The organism is Spirosoma endbachense, from assembly GCF_010233585.1.
Lineage (GTDB): Bacteria > Bacteroidota > Bacteroidia > Cytophagales > Spirosomataceae > Spirosoma > Spirosoma endbachense.
This window is the reverse complement of record NZ_CP045997.1, coordinates 6052690-6070071: the sequence shown is the minus strand read 5'-3', so window position 1 is coordinate 6070071 and position 17382 is coordinate 6052690. Positions and strand designations below refer to the sequence as shown.

Annotated in this window: 24 protein-coding genes; all 24 read left to right on the top strand. The window is 47.0% G+C overall.

Annotation, left to right across the window (positions count from 1 at the left end; genetic code table 11):
• Nucleotides 1-60: 60 nt before the first annotated feature.
• The 24 genes from GJR95_RS24610 to GJR95_RS24495 all read left to right on the top strand — a co-directional run bounded on the left by GJR95_RS24610 (nt 61) and on the right by GJR95_RS24495 (nt 17281).
• On the top strand, nt 61-318 hold the full coding sequence (locus GJR95_RS24610) for a hypothetical protein (protein ID WP_162388398.1): 258 nt from the start codon (nt 61-63) through the stop codon (nt 316-318).
• Between the two features lie 46 nt (nt 319-364).
• On the top strand, nt 365-679 hold the full coding sequence (locus GJR95_RS24605) for a hypothetical protein (RefSeq protein WP_162388397.1): 315 nt from the start codon (nt 365-367) through the stop codon (nt 677-679).
• Between the two features lie 267 nt (nt 680-946).
• Complete coding sequence (locus GJR95_RS24600) at nt 947-1399, top strand: hypothetical protein (RefSeq protein ID WP_162388396.1); 453 nt, start codon at nt 947-949, stop codon at nt 1397-1399.
• Between the two features lie 78 nt (nt 1400-1477).
• Nucleotides 1478-4393, top strand: coding sequence for a hypothetical protein (locus tag GJR95_RS24595; protein ID WP_162388395.1), 2916 nt, complete (start codon nt 1478-1480; stop codon nt 4391-4393).
• A 30-nt stretch (nt 4394-4423) separates the two neighbouring features.
• Nucleotides 4424-4831 (top strand): hypothetical protein, encoded by a 408-nt coding sequence (locus GJR95_RS24590; protein WP_162388394.1) that lies wholly within the window; start codon nt 4424-4426, stop codon nt 4829-4831.
• Nucleotides 4832-4864: 33 nt separating this feature from the next.
• Nucleotides 4865-5287, top strand: coding sequence for a hypothetical protein (locus GJR95_RS24585; protein WP_162388393.1), 423 nt, complete (start codon nt 4865-4867; stop codon nt 5285-5287).
• A gap of 6 nt (nt 5288-5293) precedes the next feature.
• Nucleotides 5294-5518, top strand: a complete 225-nt coding sequence (locus GJR95_RS24580; protein ID WP_162388392.1) for a hypothetical protein — start codon at nt 5294-5296, stop codon at nt 5516-5518.
• Nucleotides 5519-5553: 35 nt separating this feature from the next.
• On the top strand, nt 5554-5970 hold the full coding sequence (locus GJR95_RS24575) for a single-stranded DNA-binding protein (protein ID WP_162388391.1): 417 nt from the start codon (nt 5554-5556) through the stop codon (nt 5968-5970).
• A gap of 408 nt (nt 5971-6378) precedes the next feature.
• Nucleotides 6379-6609 carry a hypothetical protein gene (locus GJR95_RS24570; RefSeq protein WP_162388390.1) on the top strand — a complete coding sequence of 77 codons (231 nt, stop codon included), beginning with the start codon at nt 6379-6381 and terminating at the stop codon, nt 6607-6609.
• 3 nt (nt 6610-6612) lie between these two features.
• The gene (locus tag GJR95_RS24565) at nt 6613-6828 is read left to right on the top strand and encodes a hypothetical protein (RefSeq protein ID WP_162388389.1); all 216 of its coding nucleotides are present in this window, start codon (nt 6613-6615) and stop codon (nt 6826-6828) included.
• Between the two features lie 133 nt (nt 6829-6961).
• Nucleotides 6962-7372: a hypothetical protein gene (locus tag GJR95_RS24560; protein ID WP_162388388.1), complete on the top strand. Its 411-nt coding sequence runs from the start codon at nt 6962-6964 to the stop codon at nt 7370-7372.
• 1 nt (nt 7373) lies between these two features.
• Nucleotides 7374-7676 (top strand): hypothetical protein, encoded by a 303-nt coding sequence (locus GJR95_RS24555; protein WP_162388387.1) that lies wholly within the window; start codon nt 7374-7376, stop codon nt 7674-7676.
• Between the two features lie 145 nt (nt 7677-7821).
• Nucleotides 7822-8262 (top strand): response regulator transcription factor, encoded by a 441-nt coding sequence (locus tag GJR95_RS24550; protein WP_162388386.1) that lies wholly within the window; start codon nt 7822-7824, stop codon nt 8260-8262.
• Nucleotides 8263-8334: 72 nt separating this feature from the next.
• Complete coding sequence (locus tag GJR95_RS24545; protein WP_162388384.1) at nt 8335-8574, top strand: hypothetical protein; 240 nt, start codon at nt 8335-8337, stop codon at nt 8572-8574.
• Between the two features lie 606 nt (nt 8575-9180).
• A complete protein-coding gene (locus GJR95_RS24540; RefSeq protein ID WP_162388382.1) occupies nt 9181-9705 on the top strand; it encodes a hypothetical protein in 525 nt (174 codons plus the stop codon).
• A gap of 51 nt (nt 9706-9756) precedes the next feature.
• Nucleotides 9757-10353: a hypothetical protein gene (locus GJR95_RS24535; RefSeq protein WP_162388381.1), complete on the top strand. Its 597-nt coding sequence runs from the start codon at nt 9757-9759 to the stop codon at nt 10351-10353.
• Between the two features lie 17 nt (nt 10354-10370).
• On the top strand, nt 10371-12197 hold the full coding sequence (locus GJR95_RS24530) for an SGNH/GDSL hydrolase family protein (RefSeq protein WP_162388380.1): 1827 nt from the start codon (nt 10371-10373) through the stop codon (nt 12195-12197).
• Between the two features lie 110 nt (nt 12198-12307).
• A complete protein-coding gene (locus tag GJR95_RS24525) occupies nt 12308-13207 on the top strand; it encodes a S49 family peptidase (RefSeq protein ID WP_162388379.1) in 900 nt (299 codons plus the stop codon).
• Nucleotides 13208-13263: 56 nt separating this feature from the next.
• Complete coding sequence (locus GJR95_RS24520; protein ID WP_162388378.1) at nt 13264-13707, top strand: hypothetical protein; 444 nt, start codon at nt 13264-13266, stop codon at nt 13705-13707.
• Nucleotides 13708-13779: 72 nt separating this feature from the next.
• Nucleotides 13780-14766, top strand: a complete 987-nt coding sequence (locus GJR95_RS24515; RefSeq protein ID WP_162388377.1) for a hypothetical protein — start codon at nt 13780-13782, stop codon at nt 14764-14766.
• 88 nt (nt 14767-14854) lie between these two features.
• Nucleotides 14855-15550, top strand: a complete 696-nt coding sequence (locus GJR95_RS24510; protein ID WP_162388376.1) for a hypothetical protein — start codon at nt 14855-14857, stop codon at nt 15548-15550.
• 173 nt (nt 15551-15723) lie between these two features.
• Nucleotides 15724-16323: a hypothetical protein gene (locus tag GJR95_RS24505; protein WP_162388375.1), complete on the top strand. Its 600-nt coding sequence runs from the start codon at nt 15724-15726 to the stop codon at nt 16321-16323.
• Nucleotides 16324-16386: 63 nt separating this feature from the next.
• On the top strand, nt 16387-16818 hold the full coding sequence (locus GJR95_RS24500; RefSeq protein WP_162388374.1) for a hypothetical protein: 432 nt from the start codon (nt 16387-16389) through the stop codon (nt 16816-16818).
• Nucleotides 16819-16828: 10 nt separating this feature from the next.
• Nucleotides 16829-17281: a hypothetical protein gene (locus tag GJR95_RS24495; protein WP_162388373.1), complete on the top strand. Its 453-nt coding sequence runs from the start codon at nt 16829-16831 to the stop codon at nt 17279-17281.
• Nucleotides 17282-17382 lie beyond the last annotated feature (101 nt).

Here is a 17382-nt window from a genome sequence, read left to right as displayed (position 1 = left end):
ATGTTGTGTCATAATTGACAATGTACATTTTAACAGTGTCAAAAACAACCGCGTAAATGTATGAACAAACCGGCGCTTTACCGGCAAAAGCCTGATAGACACTTTATTGAACGGATAACTTCTGCCAAATCGGTATTACTGAATACACGTTGGAAAAGTCGGTTTCTGGAATTGAATCCGGATTGGGATAATGCTAAAGATTTGGACTACCTACAACGGGTTTACATTGGCCGCACTGCGGATGTCTTTGTCACAGAGGAACTTGAACGGATTGCAGAAGAATTTAAAGCTACCAACAACAGTCCGGTCAACGCTTAGAATTGCAGTACTTTTTTGATGTTTAACCATATAACCAGTTAAAAAGATGAGTAATGAAATGGTTGCAGAACCAAGCCTTTCTGAATCGGTAAAAGACCGAATTCTGAAAGATGCACACTTCAACACACATGACGCGTGGAAAGATGGTGAACCCAACGTCATAGAAGGCTATACGGACGAATATGGCCAACGCTGGACACCGTTAAACAGCTATCAGGATTTATTGGACATCTTTGATTGCTTACGCCCGGAATCACAACATACAGTTAAGGCGGAAAAACAATTACTGACCCTTGAAATTGCCGCCGGTGTTACGTTCGGCTTTTGGATGGATAAGGGGCAATTACGTTTTGATCGTTAAAACAATGAGTATTCAGGAAGCCATGGAGTTGGACGATTTTAGTCCGCTTGCCAATGAATCAGACGTTGTTTTGACCAAGCTGTTGACCCGGTCCCAAACGGTTGTCACCGCCTTCAGATGTGTCAATCAACCTTTCCAGCTTAGTGAATTGTGTTGGTTTTACAAGACCAAACGGTTGGCCACTTTTCTTCAGCATTTATTGAACACTCGTTACGGGTGCAATGACTAACACAGTCAATTCAATCACATCTTAAAAACTTTACTTCCATGAATTTAATGACCGCGTTGAATCCGCGGACGGTCAATTTTTTGACGTCCGTGGGTAAGGGAAACTTATTGCCAATGAAGGCTGAAATGACCATTCCGGCAACGCTGGATTGGGTTATCCGTCAACGAATGTTTCAAGTCTGGCAACTTCAGGGAACAGGGGCGTATGAGTCTGAGACAAGCCGGGAAGACCTCTATAAGCTATACCAAACCTTTGGCCCGTTTGAACGGTCTTGGGATTACAAAATGACATTGTACGGCTTTGAATGGAATCTTCTTTATTCGTTCCTTCTGGAACAAGATCAATGGTTTTTCGTGTGGGCGTCAGATGTCATTCCGCCTTATCTGCAAGCCAATGTCAAGAAAGAGCTGGCCACGTTCATTCAGGACTTGGAAACGGTTTGCATGGTGGTTGACGTGTGGGCTTCCCGTCCAATTATAGGCAATGGTTAAGGGTTAAACTTCGGGACTTCCGCCGGTCGCATGGTTGGCGGAAGCTTTGTCTTCTACCCATTCATTTAGCCATTTGCCATGAGTAAGCATATTGAAATTAAAGAGTTGTTAGCCATAGACGGTGGGTTGGCGTATATATTTCACCGTTACCCAGACGCCCGGGGAAGTGAAACCAAAAAATCCCGGAAGTTCAAAGTAAGAGGGGACGAAAAGACCGCGTCCGCCGGGTTAAAAAAGACGGAAGACGGAACATGGATTGTTACTGATTTCGGCGGGGAAGGCAAGGGCAAGAACGCGGTGGCTATCTGCCAAGCGGAAGATAATTGTGACTTTGTTACGGCGCTTAGAACCGTGGCCGCATTCTATCAATTTGAGGGAAGCGAATTGCCGGAAGCCAAGCCGGGATATAACAGTTGGGCGGCAAAACCTGATGAATCCCAAGGCTTAATGACCTTTGATGAAAAGGAATTTGAAATCCATGACGTCCGGACATTGTTTGCTGATGGAGCGTGGAAGGCCCTTGGTCGGGACGATTCAAGCCGGTTGGCGTCCGCGGTCCGGCTTTGTACCTACTACCATTTAAAATGCCTGAAGTCCTACACTTACACCACAAAAGGCGTTACCCATGAATATACTTCCAATGAGTTGTTCCCAATCTTTCTTTGGGATGAAGGGGATTGGAAGAAGCTTTACAAACCCAAGGCTGAAAAACAATACCGATTCCAAGGCTATGGCACAAAGCCGGAACACTTCATTCATGGGTTAGACCAAGCCCAAAGGAAATACGCTGAACTTCAGGCCAAAGCGGATGCCGATTATGACCCGGATGACGAAGACGCGGAAGACAAACGGAAAGATAAGAAGCTTCCGGAAGTCATACTTTGTACGGGCGGAAGTGACGCGTTGAACGTTGCTGCCCTTGGCTACCAAGTGGCTTGGATGAACAGCGAAACAGCCCAACTTCAGGCCAAAGACGTCAAAGAATTCTTCCGGATTGCGGATGTTGTTTATAACCTTCCTGATATTGATTCAACCGGATTGAAGGAAGCCCACAAATTAGCCATGGAATTTTTGGCTATCCGGACCATTTGGCTTCCCGAGTCATTGAAGACATTCCGGGACGGGCGGGGCAATGCCTGTAAAGATGTCCGGGATTTCCTTAGACACTTCCGGAAATTTGATTTTGATGAATTACGCCGGATTGCGCTTCCCTATCAGTTTTGGGACGAAAATATCAGCCGGGATGACCGGACAGGCAAACCCAAAATCCGCTTTGGCAAGCCACTGGTGAAGTATGATTTCAACAACGTTCATGGCTACAATTTTCTATTTAAAAACGGGTTTGGTCGTATGCCTTCCCTGAAGGAAAAGGAAGGCTTCATGTTTGTTCATGTCCACAATAACATTGTCAAACCGATTGACCCGGGCAAAGTCAAAGATTTTATCCATAGCTTTTTAGAAGAACGAAAAGCTAGTACGGACTTACGGAATACCATGTTCCGGACTCCCCAATTGTCAGATTCCAGCTTGGGCAATTTGCCCATATTTGTGGGCGACTTTAAGACCTACGGACCCGATTATCAATATATGTTTTTCCGGAAGTCAGCTTGGCGGGTGACAGCCGCCGGGGTAACTGAAGAAAAGGGTGGTACACTGGATAAAGTCATCTGGGATCATAAGGTAATTTCACACAATGCCAAGCTTCTTGGCCCTATGTTTTCCATAGCAAAGGACGCGTCCGGCGCTTGGGACATTGACATCAAAGACAAGTCCTGTTTGTTCTTCAAATTTTTGATTCAGACTTGCCGGGTCCATTGGCGGAAGGAATTGGAAGAACGTCTGAAGCTGTGTGACATGACGCCCAAAGCCCGGGCGGAATACGCGGAACAATACGGGTTCAATGATGAAGAAGTCCGGCAAATGTTAGCCCACAACACGGCGGAAATTCAGGCCATTTACAAAAAGGAAAATCAGTTTTCCATTGATGGTGGCTTGCTTCTTCCGGAAGAAGTGGCCGAACAAAAGCTTCATTTAATAAACCGGATTTTTGCCATTGGCTATGCCTTACACCGCTATAAAAATCCGGCCCGTCCGTGGGCGGTCTTTGCCATGGATAACAAGCTATCTGATGACGGTGAAAGCCACGGCGGAGCCGGAAAGGGTATTGTGGCCAAGGCGCTGTATAAGATTGTCACAAAGGTCCAATTGGACGGACGAAACACCAAGTTGACTGAAAATCCGCACGTCTTTGAAAACGTGGATACTGATACGGATTTGATTCACATTGAAGACGCCAATGAGTACCTGAAGTTTGACTTCTTCTTTGCGCCATTGACGTCTTCCATGACTATCAATCCGAAACAGAAGCGGTCATTTGAAATTCAGTTTGATGACTCGCCAAAATTCTGGTTTGATACCAACTTTGGAGACCGTATGACGGACCCGTCATCATTACGCCGTAAGCTTTATACTGTCTTTGGCGACTATTACCACGAGAACAACGGGGATTATAAAAGATCTTGGACGCCCAATGATGACTTTGGGAAAACCCTGTTTACAGACTTCACAGAAGCCGAATGGAATGCCTTTTACAACTTCATGGCTCAATGTTTAAGCTTCTATATGTCATGTGAAGAAAAGATTGCACCGCCTATGTCGAACGTCAGCAAGCGGAACTTAATGTCCGAAATGGGGGACCATTTCCGGACTTGGGCGGAAGTGTATTTCAGCCCTGAAAGTGGCAATCTGGACAAGCTGATTTTGAAAGAAGATGCCATGAAGGATTTTGAAAATTCAACCAAGCTTAAAACTTTTTCTTCCCAACGCTTTCTGAAGGCGCTAAAAGCTTGGACCAAATTCCACGGCTACAACTTAAATCCGGATGAACTTCTGAACAGCCAAGGGCGCATTGTCCGGCGTCCGAATGGGACGGGAACGCCAAAGGAAATGGTATATGTCATGACGCCCGGAAATGAAATCAATGAACTTTTATAACTGATGTTTAACCATAACCAGCTTAGTACAATGAATCATTTAGCCTATATCATTATTGGTCCTGACCCGGAAGAACGGGCGGAACGGGCCAAGAATCTGACTTTTGGTTGCTCAGGTGTCCGGGTGAATGTTGAAGGCATAACAGACATTACTATTTCTGACCCATGCACAAATAGTTATTCACCGCTTTTTAAAGACTGTCAGCTAAATACGGAATATCTGATTCTGGAAAATGCGTCAGTGAATCAATTGTCACTTTTGGCTTCACTTGTTGGCCGGGAGATCGTAATAAATCCAATGGGGAAGCGGCCCTTTGTCATTTTGCCAACGCTCATCATAACGGCTTCATGTAGGGTTCAGGACCTACCCAAAGACAAATCGTTTCATCGCCGGGTCACAATCCTTGATGGTTGGGACGATGACGATACCGAAGAGTAAGTGCAATTGATAGATTTCTAACCATACAATATCATGAAAATCAATCCTGAAAATCACGTTTCATTAAATCTGGCTTGGCAGTTGAAAAGCCTTGGATTTCCTCAAAACAACCTTGTTGGTTTTGATATGTTTGACGAACTGACGCCAATTTCCATGGACGAAAAACATGGACTTACCGTGGACGCGCCAACCGTTTCAGAACTCTTTGAAGCCCTTCCAATTCCGTCTTCCGGTCATCGTGTTCCTGTTCTTTACGTTGGGATTAGCCGCGGGTTCAAAGCACCCACTGAACCGGGTGAAAAATATTACTGCATGGTCACTAATTGGAAATCTTTCCAAGCCAACAAAATGGCGGACGCCGTGGCCAAGGCAATTGTGGCATTGGTCCGCAAAGGAAGCCTTGTTTTTAACTCGGATTTAAAGCCAGCGGTGGACAATGGACCGCTTTTGTACTAAAGGGACATGGAAGCTAAAAGCCTAAAAGAATTGCTTCAGGACATTGAAGACCTTAAAGCAGAATACCGCCAAGCCCAACTGAAACTCAACACTATTCCGGTTCAATCAGAAGAATTCGCCAAAGCCCAGAAAGACCTGTTTGCGCTTCATAAGCGGCTAAAAAAGGCTAAAGCCAAGGAACTTCTGATTTTTCAACAAGCCTTTGCCAACGCCGGATTGCTTGCCAAATAACACAACTATTTTCCATTTATAATTCTTAAAAAACAATGCAACAAATTCAACTCATTGGCCGGTTAGGTCAGGACGCCAAAATGATTGACCATTCAGGAAAAAAGTTTTTATCCTTCAGTGTGGCCGTTGATGACGATTACAAAGACCAAGCCGGAACGAAGATTGACCGGACAGTTTGGTATGACTGCAACATGGACAATACGGCGGTTGCCCAATACCTAAAGAAAGGAACCCAAGTATTTATCCAAGGCAAGCCAAGGGCGGAAGTTTACTTCTCTGACCGGGATAGTAAATACTATCCAAAATTTAGGGTTGCCGTAAACCGGCTTCAATTACTAGGTGCGGCCACTGACCGTCCGGCGGGAAATGACCTTCCGCCGGTGGCCACGCCAGCCGGACAACCAGCGACAACCGGCGTCAGTGGTGATGACTCCAATGACCTTCCATTTTAATGGATTTACTACGCTGGATACTCGAAAGCGAAGGCCGGACGGACCGGGCGGTCTTACTGCTAATCATTCTAGTGCTTGGCTTGGAATGGATAGTCAAAGCCGCCCGGAAAAAGTAAGATGAACAAACCGCCGGGACGCGTTCCCGCCGGAATAATCTTCTGTTTTCGTCGAGATCCACAGTTCAATTTTCAAAACATTATTCTGACAAACGCACAAAGCAACCCAAATCAATGGAAACCGTGGATATTTTCCAGCTATGGACATTTGATGACTACGGAAGCCCGGATTTCCCGTTTGTGCTTCCCTTTAATTCGCTGTTTTGGACCGTGTTGGTCACTGGCTCAAACAGCAAATTGCTAGTCATCCGGCTAGGGGTAAACTGAAGATTCACCGATAATATTAACCAGTATGTTAGCCTACGAAACAAAAGAAGAAGTTGACCTAATGATTGACAAGGTTGCGGAATTGACTTCCCAATTGAATGACTATCAGGTTGAAGCGGAAGACGCCTTGGGAGACCTTGAAAAACGGTCTGAAGAATACAAACTAACCGCCTTCAACATTAAGGAACTGAAGTTGGCCCAAGCCCAACTTGACAAAGTGAAGAATACACTTCAGGGAATTGTAAACCAGAATTAAGCCATGATGAATTTGAAAACTGTCTTACTGATTTCGGCCCTTTGGGTCATTATTCCGGCGCTGTATCTGTACATTCTTTTTCCCATAATGTCAACGGTAGCCATGGCCGTTAAGGAACTGTCATTGGTGGCCAATATCGCTTTCCTTGGGATGTCATCAACCTTCATTCTTTGGGGCGTCTTCATGCTGATTAAACACTTTTCAACACCAAAGTCATGAAGTGGCTGTTGCTTCCCTTGCTACCGTTGGCCATAGTGGTTGGCGTGGCTATCCTGCTAATTAATCCGGGCTTTTTGGATGCCTTCAGCCCTTCAGAAAATCAATTAAATAATCGTTTTAACAAGTGGAACCGATGAATCAAACAAACAAATCTTCCGTAAATACACGGCCCGTCATTGGCCAATCATTGCTTCAATTAGGGGCAACCAAAAAGAAGAATACAGTGGTGAATTATTTGCTTCTGAACATGGCCAAGCTGATGTTGACCAGTGTGGCCGCGGATGACAAGTTCACGTCCGCGGTGAAGGAAGCCGCCGATAAAACCAAAGCCCGTCTTTTGGCTTCCCATACAGAAGAAGAACTGAAGCCAATTCAAATCATGAATGACGTGGCCATTCAAATGGTCCGCAAGTTAAGCCAGTGTGAAAGCGTAGATTCATTAAATGCCTGTCGGCATTACATGGAAGAATTAGCCAACAATCGGGTCATGATCATGGAAAACGTGGAGAATCCGGAAAAGTATGGCTTAAATCCTAACGTCTGACATGGCCACAAATGAACGCTTTGTTCAACTCTTTACGTGGTGGGTGACACCTTCAGGAAAGCGCCAATTCGCGGTTGTTGACAAGACGGGCGCTTGGATAGACGAAAACCGCCCGGGTGGTGTTGTTAGTATCTATCGGACCACTCAGGTTAAAATTCTGGAAACACTGACACCCAATCCAGTAACGTATGACCTGGAAGATTTTTGGGACTTGGTGGACCGGCAAAAATTGGTTGAATACATTCCGGGCGTGACGCCAATTGAAATCACGTCAACGGCGCAAATGACAAGCCCGGTCATTTAAAATAAAAAGGCCCGTACTGAACAGCTTGGCGGCAACAGTACGGGCATAAACATCAAACGTTTCTGTCAAATGTTCACACTGCAAAACTATGCACCACTATTGATGGATGCAACCATTTTGACGGGTGGCCGTAAATCTGCCCGTTATGAAACCAATCCGTAATTTAGATAATAGTGCCTTGTGGGCGCTGAAAACGGCGTTGGATGGTCTTCAACGCTTCCATTCGGATGAACAGACGTCCGCGTATTTCAAGCGAATTGTTGACGCTTTGGTTGGCCCAATTGATAGCCTAAACGTTTGGGCAATCCGGGACCAAATCAATGAAGAAGACCAACGCAGAAGCCGCCGGATAGCGGTGAAGGTTGCAGACCTGAACGCCTATCACGGCGTTGAACGCTTGGGTGAACAGGAACTACGGGTCCTGAAGCTGATTGGGGAAGGTCATCATACCAAAGATATTGCCAACCTTCTTTCCATCAATGTCCGGACCGTGGCCAACCACAAAAACCACATTACGGCCAAGCTTGGTTTGTCCACGGCCAAAGACCTTGTCAAGTTTGCCGTAAATCACTTACACTTCCTTTAAACCGCGTCAGCGGACACAAAACACACATCCGCTTTACTAATCCGTTGCCGGACGTATAACCGGCCCAAAACGATGACTAAAGAAGAAAAACGCTTGGCCGGGATAATCTACGCCTTTGCTTCTGTTGCGGCTTTGGATACCGGCGGAACCGAAACCAAGGAAGAAACGGATGTTGTCAAAGCGGCCATTGACTATGCCACGCGGCAATTGGGGAAGCTTGGATTGACGCCAAATGACGTTTTAAGCCTTCAGGCTTGCATTGACTACATAAAGGGTATTAATACAGCGTCAAAAAAAGATAAGGCTTCCTGATGCAAATGTGAAAACTTAGGAAGTTACAATTCAAAAGGCCCGGAAACGGGTCTTTTTTTTGCCCAATCCGACAGCCCTTTGGTTTCCTTGCAACCTTCCATCAAAAAACTTACAGTTTTTTGTAACATTGTATCAAGACCATGAGAGTAGGGTCTATTAGTCTCGGAATCAATAGATAAGGTTTTATTTATTATTTGTTAACAAGTATAAAATGTTACAAAAAATAAAAGTCAGACTAAAAGGAGGGGGGGACCCAAAATGGCCCCAAACTGTCCTGATACAAAAAAATGTTGTAATTGATACAGTTTTTAGAAGGGCAATTGTAGCACTATAAGACGCTGAAAGGCAGTGAATTGATTAGTAAAAAAGACACTGTTACAGAGTTACAAAAAAAACGATCTACAACCCTGTGTTGTGTTGGGTGTTGTGTTTGGCTGTGGCTGGATTTTATTCCATTTCTTCCTGAAGACAACCTGTAAAAGTGCAATTGTTGGGAAATGTTAATTATACGGTGTAAAAAACAACTATATGTTGTGAAATACATTGAAAAATTACTTAGTGGCCGTATATTTAAGCGTTAAACCACTAAACATTTTTCAGACTCCAATGACGTTGTCCGTCCCTGTAAAACCACACATTAAAGAGTTTTTTCAGAGTGCCGAAATGTTCGGCCCAGAACCCATTGAAATCCGGCGCAATTCCCGATTAGGTGAACTGGTAGCCGCGGTCTTTAGTCAGTATCCACTTAGGGCGGAAGACTTGGAAGATTTGGAAGCCGTGGAACTGCTAGTTCCGGACCGGCTAAACCTAAAGTTGAAATTCGAGCTTCAGACCCGGTTGGTCACGGATGGAAAGTTGCTTCAGTTTGGCAAAGTACTGGAAACATTTTTTGAACTCTATTCCATTGCCTTTGTCAAGGGGCGGATGGACGTTTACCCAACCATGAACGGAGCCGCGGACCGATTCGTCAAGGTTCACCAAATTTCAGATGAACACTATTCGGCGGATGCTATCCGGAAAATGGTTCAGCGGAGCCGTTCCGCGTCGGACCCGTTCTTCACAAAACTATCAGTAAGTGAAAAACGAAATGTTGTCCAACTTTCAGCAAATCCTGTCCAAAAAGCGGCATAACCTGTCCAATGGAGGGGGTGTTTTGTCCAACGGTTTTTTATCTCAATTTTCATGGAGTTACCTATCCTTTTAGACGTTGCCGGACTTGCTTTTCCAGAAGGGGAAAGCAACGCCGGGGGCGTTCGACGTCTGCGACTTATACCGGCGTCCCAACTTAAACTGATTCATCCGGAACGCTTCCCGTTTCCGGAATTAGGGGGCTATGCGGACCATACGGTTTCAAGCCAACACTTGATTTTCAGCGCCGGGGCTTCCCTGTCGGAAATTCAGGTTCTTTCCAGCCTGTGTTCATTTTCGGATGACATGGAAACCCAACCCAATGGGGAAGTCTTTAAACATCTGATTCAGATTATTGTCCCCAAGGTCCGCTTGGACGTGGTGGCATGGGTTCAGAAATACAAGGCCGTTGCTTGGGTGGCCTTCCTTCAGGACCGGAACGGATTCAATAGAATGGCCGGAACGCCGGACCAACCCTTAAGAATTGCCGTAACATTTGGGCAACCCTTGGGCAATGGAAACAACCAAACAGTTTTGACCTTCGCTTCATCGGTCGAACATCCGGCGTATTTTATAAGTGGGATTGAAGATACTGACTTGTTGGTTTCTTCCCCTTTTGACGGTGCGTTTGGGTTTGCATTCGACGCGTAAAAACTTCCAAACTTATTATGGCCACTATTAGTCAGATTCTTCAACGAATCACAACAACGGTGAAAGATTCACCGCCAAGAAACATCACGCCGGTAACGTTACGGCTGTTACTGTCTGATATTGTCAATTTCCTTCAGGATTCAGTAAATCAAATCCTGCTGTACAACAATTTCAAGCCAATTCACAGTTGGAACGGGACGAAATTGAAGCTTCAGAATCCAAACGGAACCTATGGGCCTGAAGTTGATCTACGGGGACCGCTTCCCAATTTGGGACTTGTCGTTGGCAAAAACCTGTTTAATCCACTGAGTACAAGCCTGACGGCGAACAAGGCCGTTGATACGGGCGGCAATGGCCAAATTTATGATTTTGCCAATTACATCAGTTCCGAATATATGCCCGTTGTGGCTGGCGACAAATACACCTTTTCGGGTATGGCCACAACAAAAGGACTACGCTTTGAAGATGCAGCAAGGGCGCTTGTGTCAGGTGCATCATTAAGCGGTTCCGCGGCTACTACGGTCACGGTTCCGGCAAACGCGGTTTGGATGATTTTTACCGTCAAGACAACGTCTGAATCAGTCATTCCGGCCACTATTCAGGTTGAAAAAAGCGCCGTGGTTACATCCTTTCAGCCTTATCAAACCGTTGTAACTCAGATTGAAAACAGTCCAATCAAGGCGTCTTTATTGGCGGACAATACAAGCTTGGCGGTTGTTGGAAATAACCCGGATTCAGTCATGAATAAAGCCGGGGTTCAGGCGGTAGTTGCCGCGGGTCTTCCTTCATTTGGCCTTCGGATGAACCCTAATTTATTCAACCCGGCCAATGTTCAGATGAACGTTGCCATTAATCTAGGCGGGAACGGAACGATTTATAACAATTTCCCCAACTGGATTTCTTCGGAATGGATGCCGGTTGTTGCTGGCGAGAAATACACCTTTTCAAACGTAGTCAAACAACGGGGAATCCGGTTTGAAAATGCGGCCCGGGCGCTTGTCTCGGGCGCGGTTGCCGTGGCTTCCGGCGCTTCAACCGTCACGGTTCCGGCAACTGCCGTTTGGATGTGTTTTGCTGTGAAGGATGACACGGAAGCCAGTATCCCGGCCACATTCCAGGTCGAGAAAGGGACGTCAGCTTCTTCCTATAATGCTTATGGAACCGGCCAACTTCATTCCATTAATGGCAATCCATTGGTTCCTTATTACTATCGGGAAACGACCGGACTTAAATTCTTGATCTTTGGGGACAGTATTGCAACCATGTGGCCGCAATATATACAGATGCCGTATTGGGGAAAGGTTGATTCATTTGCCACGTCAAGCGCGTGGATAAAGGACAAACCCGGCGCAACGGTAGCCAGTGAAAGCTTTAGTGTACAGTTGCAAATGGCCATAGATCAGGCTGTAAGCCCGGACGTCATTGGCATATTCCTTGGGACCAATGATTCCTTTTCTTCCAACATTGGGACGTATGAAACGGCCATGGCAAAAGCCACACTTGCCGACTTGGACCGGGCGGGAAGTCTATATGAATCACTGCGTTATCATTATTGGAAGATTTCAACCCAATGGCCAAACGCCAAGGTCTTTCACGCAACGCCTTTGCAACGGGCGGACCGGACCATTGACCAAATGAAGACCATCACGGACGCAATCAAGCGAATGGCCGCGACCTATTGCGTCCGGGTAATTGATGCGGAAGCGGAATCCGGAATTATTCGTCAGTTTGAAGTGGCGGCTGGTGCAGGACGTTATCTGACGGACGGTGTACATCCGGGAACGGACGGACGGAAAATGTTGGCAGACTATTACATGAAGCGAATTATTCGGGGTTTAGTCTAACCGAGTGTAAGCATAAGAAAAGCCCGGGCGGTTATCGTCTGGGCTTTTTTATGTCCTATTGGTTGGCGGTAAGGGGCAATATCGTTGCATAACTTTTTCATCCTGCAACAATGTTGAACCTAATTTTTTCCGCAAAGTGGGCGCTAGATGCCGCCTATCATGACCGTATGGCCGCGGTTGCATTGCGCCGGATTGATAGGGGGATGACGCCGTTTGATGTCATCAAAGCTGACGACCGGCAAGCACCCTATAAAGTGGAAGTTCCCGGCAATGATGCCAGTCCGGAAGCTTCCGCCAATGGCTATAGTTCATTGGGTCGCGCACAGACCAAGTCCGGCAACGTGGTGGTCCTGCCTATGATTGGCGCAATAACCCGTTACGGGGATTGGTGCAGTTGGGGCGCTGAAGACTACGCGGCTTGGATTATGGAGCTAAACGCGGACCCGTCCGTTTCAGCCGGTGTTGCCTACATCAATGGTCCGGGTGGTGAAGTGGACGGAATTGAAATGTTGGGCGAAGTCATCCGCAATTCTGAAAAGCCAATTGTGGCCTTTGTTGCAGGTTGGGCGGCTTCTGCACACTACTGGATTGCTTCCCAATGCCGTGAAATCATCATGGAATCTGAAACCACGTCTTCCGTGGGTTCCATTGGCGTCTTGGCCATGCACGTTGACGCGTCTGCTTTCTACGAACAGGAAGGATTGAAAGTCACAATCATCCGGTCTGAAGGAAGTGAAAACAAGGCGCTGTTTAATTCTGTCGAGCCGTTGACGGATGAAATCCGGGCGTCTGTGGTGGCTGAATTGAATATCATCCGCGGAACCTTCATTCAGAAGGTACTATCCAACCGGCCCAAGATCAAAGACACCGCGGATACGCCCGGTGGCGTCTTCAGTGGCAAAATGTATCATGGCAAATTGGCAATCAAAGAAGGCTTGGCGGACGGGATTGGCTATTTGGGGGATGCTGTAGCCCGGGCGGATTCATTGGCCCGGAAACAAGCCGCCTAATGCCCTAACGTTGGGGCAAAATTCATTTGCAATCATTTAACAATCAATCTAATACCATGTCAAAAGTACGAATCAAATTGGCGGATTTTTTTCGCAAGCAAGCCACGGAAGAAGGCAACAGCGGGACCCAAGAAGGCGGGTCTAAAGAAGGTGAATCTAAACAGGAAGAAGGCAATGGTGAAGACAATGCTGACGCCGGTGAAGGAGAAGAAGGCGATGCCGATAAAACCGGGGATGACAAAAAAGACGACGGTGAAAGTGACGCCAAAGTCATTGAAATGACCGCGACTGAATTCCGGACGATGAAAGCCAACGCGGAATCATACGGCAAGATCAAAGCTGAATATGATACGCTGAAGGCTTGGAAGGCGTCCATGGATGGTCTTGGCGGTGGAAAGGCCAAGGAAGATCAAAGCAACAAGAACGCCAAAAAAGGTCCGTCAATTCTGGATACTCCTTGGAACCAAGCGGCCATGAAAGCCGCCGGAAAAGCGGAGTAAACCCGTCCTATTGGTTGGCCGGACATTCTTCAAAATTCGATTCGCAAACGCTAAAATCTTTTATCAATTACTATGGATTCGTTAAATCTTACGGCTTTGGCCGATTCTTTGGAAACCTACGCCCGGGACAACCAAGAACACATCTTCCTTCGGGCGCTGGTTCCCGGTGTGGAAGCGGGGATTGAAGGGTCATCCATTGTTCCCATTGCGGACTATATGACCACGATGCAAGCCACGGATGAAGTGGTCTTGACCAATCTGGAAGTGGGTGACGTTGCCCAACCCGGCGGCAAAGATACCTTCAACCCAACGGCCAACGCGGTCAATTTCAAGCCGCGGGTGGGTAAGGTTCGCCAAGCCAAGGTTGATTTGCAGTTCAGCCATAAGCAACTTATGGCGCTTTATAAGTCGTATTTGGGTCAGGTTCGCGCCAAACGAATTGACCCGGAAGTTCTTCCTTTTGAAGAATACATCACGGCCCGGGTGGTTGCCAAGTTCCAAGAAAACATCCGCGTTAAGACGCTTTTCAATGGGGTGTACAATGCCGCCGGAACGGGTCCGTTGGACATTGCGGACGGTTTGAAAACGCAACTCTTAGCGGCCATTGCTGATGGTTCAGTTCCGGCGGGAAACATCATTGATACGGCAGTCATTACGTCTTCCAATGCCGTGGCTGAAACGGAAAAAATCTTGGCCGGTATTCCGGACGCGGAGTTTTACGGGGATATGGTTTGTGTGTGTTCGCGGCAGTATAAAACCAACTATGAGACTAATTACCGGGACCGCTTCACTAGCCTTCCCTATAATTCGTCCCAATTGAAGCCAACTATTCCCGGGTCGGACGTTCCCTTCATTGTTGAACCCGGTTTGACTGGTTTTGCCCGTCCGATTTTCACCAAACGCGGCAACTTGGTTTATCTGTATGATGACCTTTCCGGCGCTGATACGTTGGCCGTGGATTACCAGAAACGGACCCGTGACATTGCTTGGGTTATGGACGCTCAGGTTGGGGCAGGGATTGCCGTGGCTGAACTGGTTTGGACCAATGACGGGGTTTAGTTTTTAGTAAACCCAACCGGGTCTGAATGATCTTCAGGTCCGGTCAATTTCTTCTTCTTCTACGTATTTACTTCAATCGTTTATAGCAGTGAAAACAAGCAAATTTCTTTATCTGTTGGGCGTAGCAATCGCCTTGTTTATTGCCGTGGTATTGCCCAATGAAGTGGCCGCAATGGTGCAGGATGTCAACGTCCATGATTTGACGGTTCAAACGCCAACGTTGGGCTTAACTGCCTTGGTTAGTCTGGCCAACATTGATGGTTCGTCAGAAGGGTCCCCAAATCCGGGCGGAATGCGTAAACTATATATCATTCATGCCAAGGACATTGTGGGCGTGTGGCCGAAACTAGGGGATATTGTGGACGGTGAAATCACCATTCTTCCGGAACTGGTAGAAGACGCGGGTTTGGCGGAATATGCCTTTCCGGATGGAACCTTCAGCGTGACCGATGCAACCGATGGGGACCCGGGCTATATGTCTAATAAACATATGGTTGGTTTCAACTTGGCCGGATTTCGTAAAGAACTGACTAAGGAAATTCAGAAGCATTTGAACGCCGGGTCAGTGGTTATTGGGCAAATGAATGATGACCAATACGTTGTTGCTGGTTCATCGGACAATGCCATTTACATCAAATCCGCCTTTTCATCCGGCGGCAAAGGTTCGGATAAACGTGGGTACACCTGCAAAGGGGAACAGGACGGATTTATGTGGGGTGTGACGCCGTTGAAGACTTCGCTGGTTGCAACGCTTCCATTGCTTCCACTGCCTGAAGCGCCTTAGTCGGTGAATCATGCTGACAAAATACGAATTGGTCAACGTTCCGGTCCGGGGCGTTGACCATTTGGTTGGAGATCGACGCTATTCCATTACGGAACGCCTAACCGACCAACAAGCGGAAATTCTAATCAATGCCGGATTGTCAAAGTACTTCCGGCCAAAACCAATGACTAATCATGGGGACAAGACGGAAAGCCCAACCAACAACGCCCAACCCGGCAAACCAACAACCCGAAAGCGTGACGCCTTCGGAAGATTCGTCAAAGGCTGAAATTAAGCCCTTGGACGCGCCAAATGTTCCGGACGCACAAATAGAGCCGGAAGGCGAGAAAAGCCCGGAAATAAAAGACTTGGGACCGATAGCACCAAGTGAAGGCGAGTCAGATTATATGTCGTTTCTGTTGGCTCTATTGGCCGAATCGAAAGACCCGGATGAACAGGACGCCTTGACCCAATTGATTGATTTGGTTCGGGCTAATCCGGACCATGAATCCCTACTTATTGGCATGACCATTGAAGCCGCAAAAGAGCAATGGGAAGCGGCCAAGGCTAATTTAGTAGGGGAAAGCGGAACGCTCAACTATGACGTCAATCCGGAAAAAGGTTTAATCGTATCCAAGCAGTCTGAAGCGGAAACGGAAGAAGAACGGACAAGCCGAATCCGGGCCAACGCGTCTTCCGAATTGGACGAGCTGAAGCAAGAGTCCCGGAAACGTCAGGAAGCGGCTGAAGCAGCCCCAAAAGTGGACGTTGACCGCAAGAATCCGCGGGAATAGGGTTCCATCATTCATCCAAGGAAAACCGGCCACGTCCGGTTTTTTTTGTGTCAAACAAATCCTATGGAAAAGCCTGAATTTTTCCCAAGCTTGGCGGAATACCTGTCCGCTTACGACATCAAACCGGACATCCTGATAATGGCAATTGCCGGGTATCTGGAAAATGTGGAAGACGTCATGAAGATTGATTATAACCACTATGAAGACCCGTTTGCTTGGATTTTGGCTGAAGGATACCGGCAACAGATTGACGCATTTTATAAACTCTTGAGTGATGACAGAAGCAGAATGGAAGATGCAACGCAACAAGGCAAAGGCCAATTGGGAACTTCTTCAAATGAAGAAGACATCCGGGTTGGTGACAGCCGCGGACGTGGAAGCCGCCAAACAGATTTATCAAGCCTTGGCCACTTTCCAGCCGGAACCAGACGCGCCAATCCGGATGACATCCCAACCCGGACCGGAACCAAAAACACAACCAAACGCCGGAATTGACCTTCCGGCTATGGCCGTTGGGGACTTTACGCGGCTGTTGGAAGAACTCACCCTTCAGCGTTCCGAATTTCATAAACTAATGTGTCTGAAGTCAAATCAACTGAAGGACATTCCGGACCATGAATCCGCCAAGACATTGGTGGATGAAATTGAAGACTATTATGAAAAGCGGAATGAAGTAGCTGTGAAAATCAACTACCTGAAGGCCAATAGGCGCTTGCCTGAAGATGTGGGCAAAGAGTCGGACCCGGAAACGCTGAAGCTAAAGTTTGTGGAAAATCTTCCGGTCGATAAATACGAACTTTCTAAGAAGCTTCAGTTGGCGTTGCCCAATCTTTCCAAAGCCCGGACCAATCTTCAACGCGCCAAGGACCCGGTGACAAGGTTGAAATATAGTCAGAAGGTGGCCAAGCTGGAAGCGGAAGTTGCCTTGATTCGTTCGGCCATGAAGGGGATGGACTGACAGAACAATATTTGGAAAACCTTGCTTCATGGGCGCATATTTTCGGAAGATAATTTTGCTGTAAGTCAAAGAAAGCCCGAACGTAGGACGTCCGGGCTTTA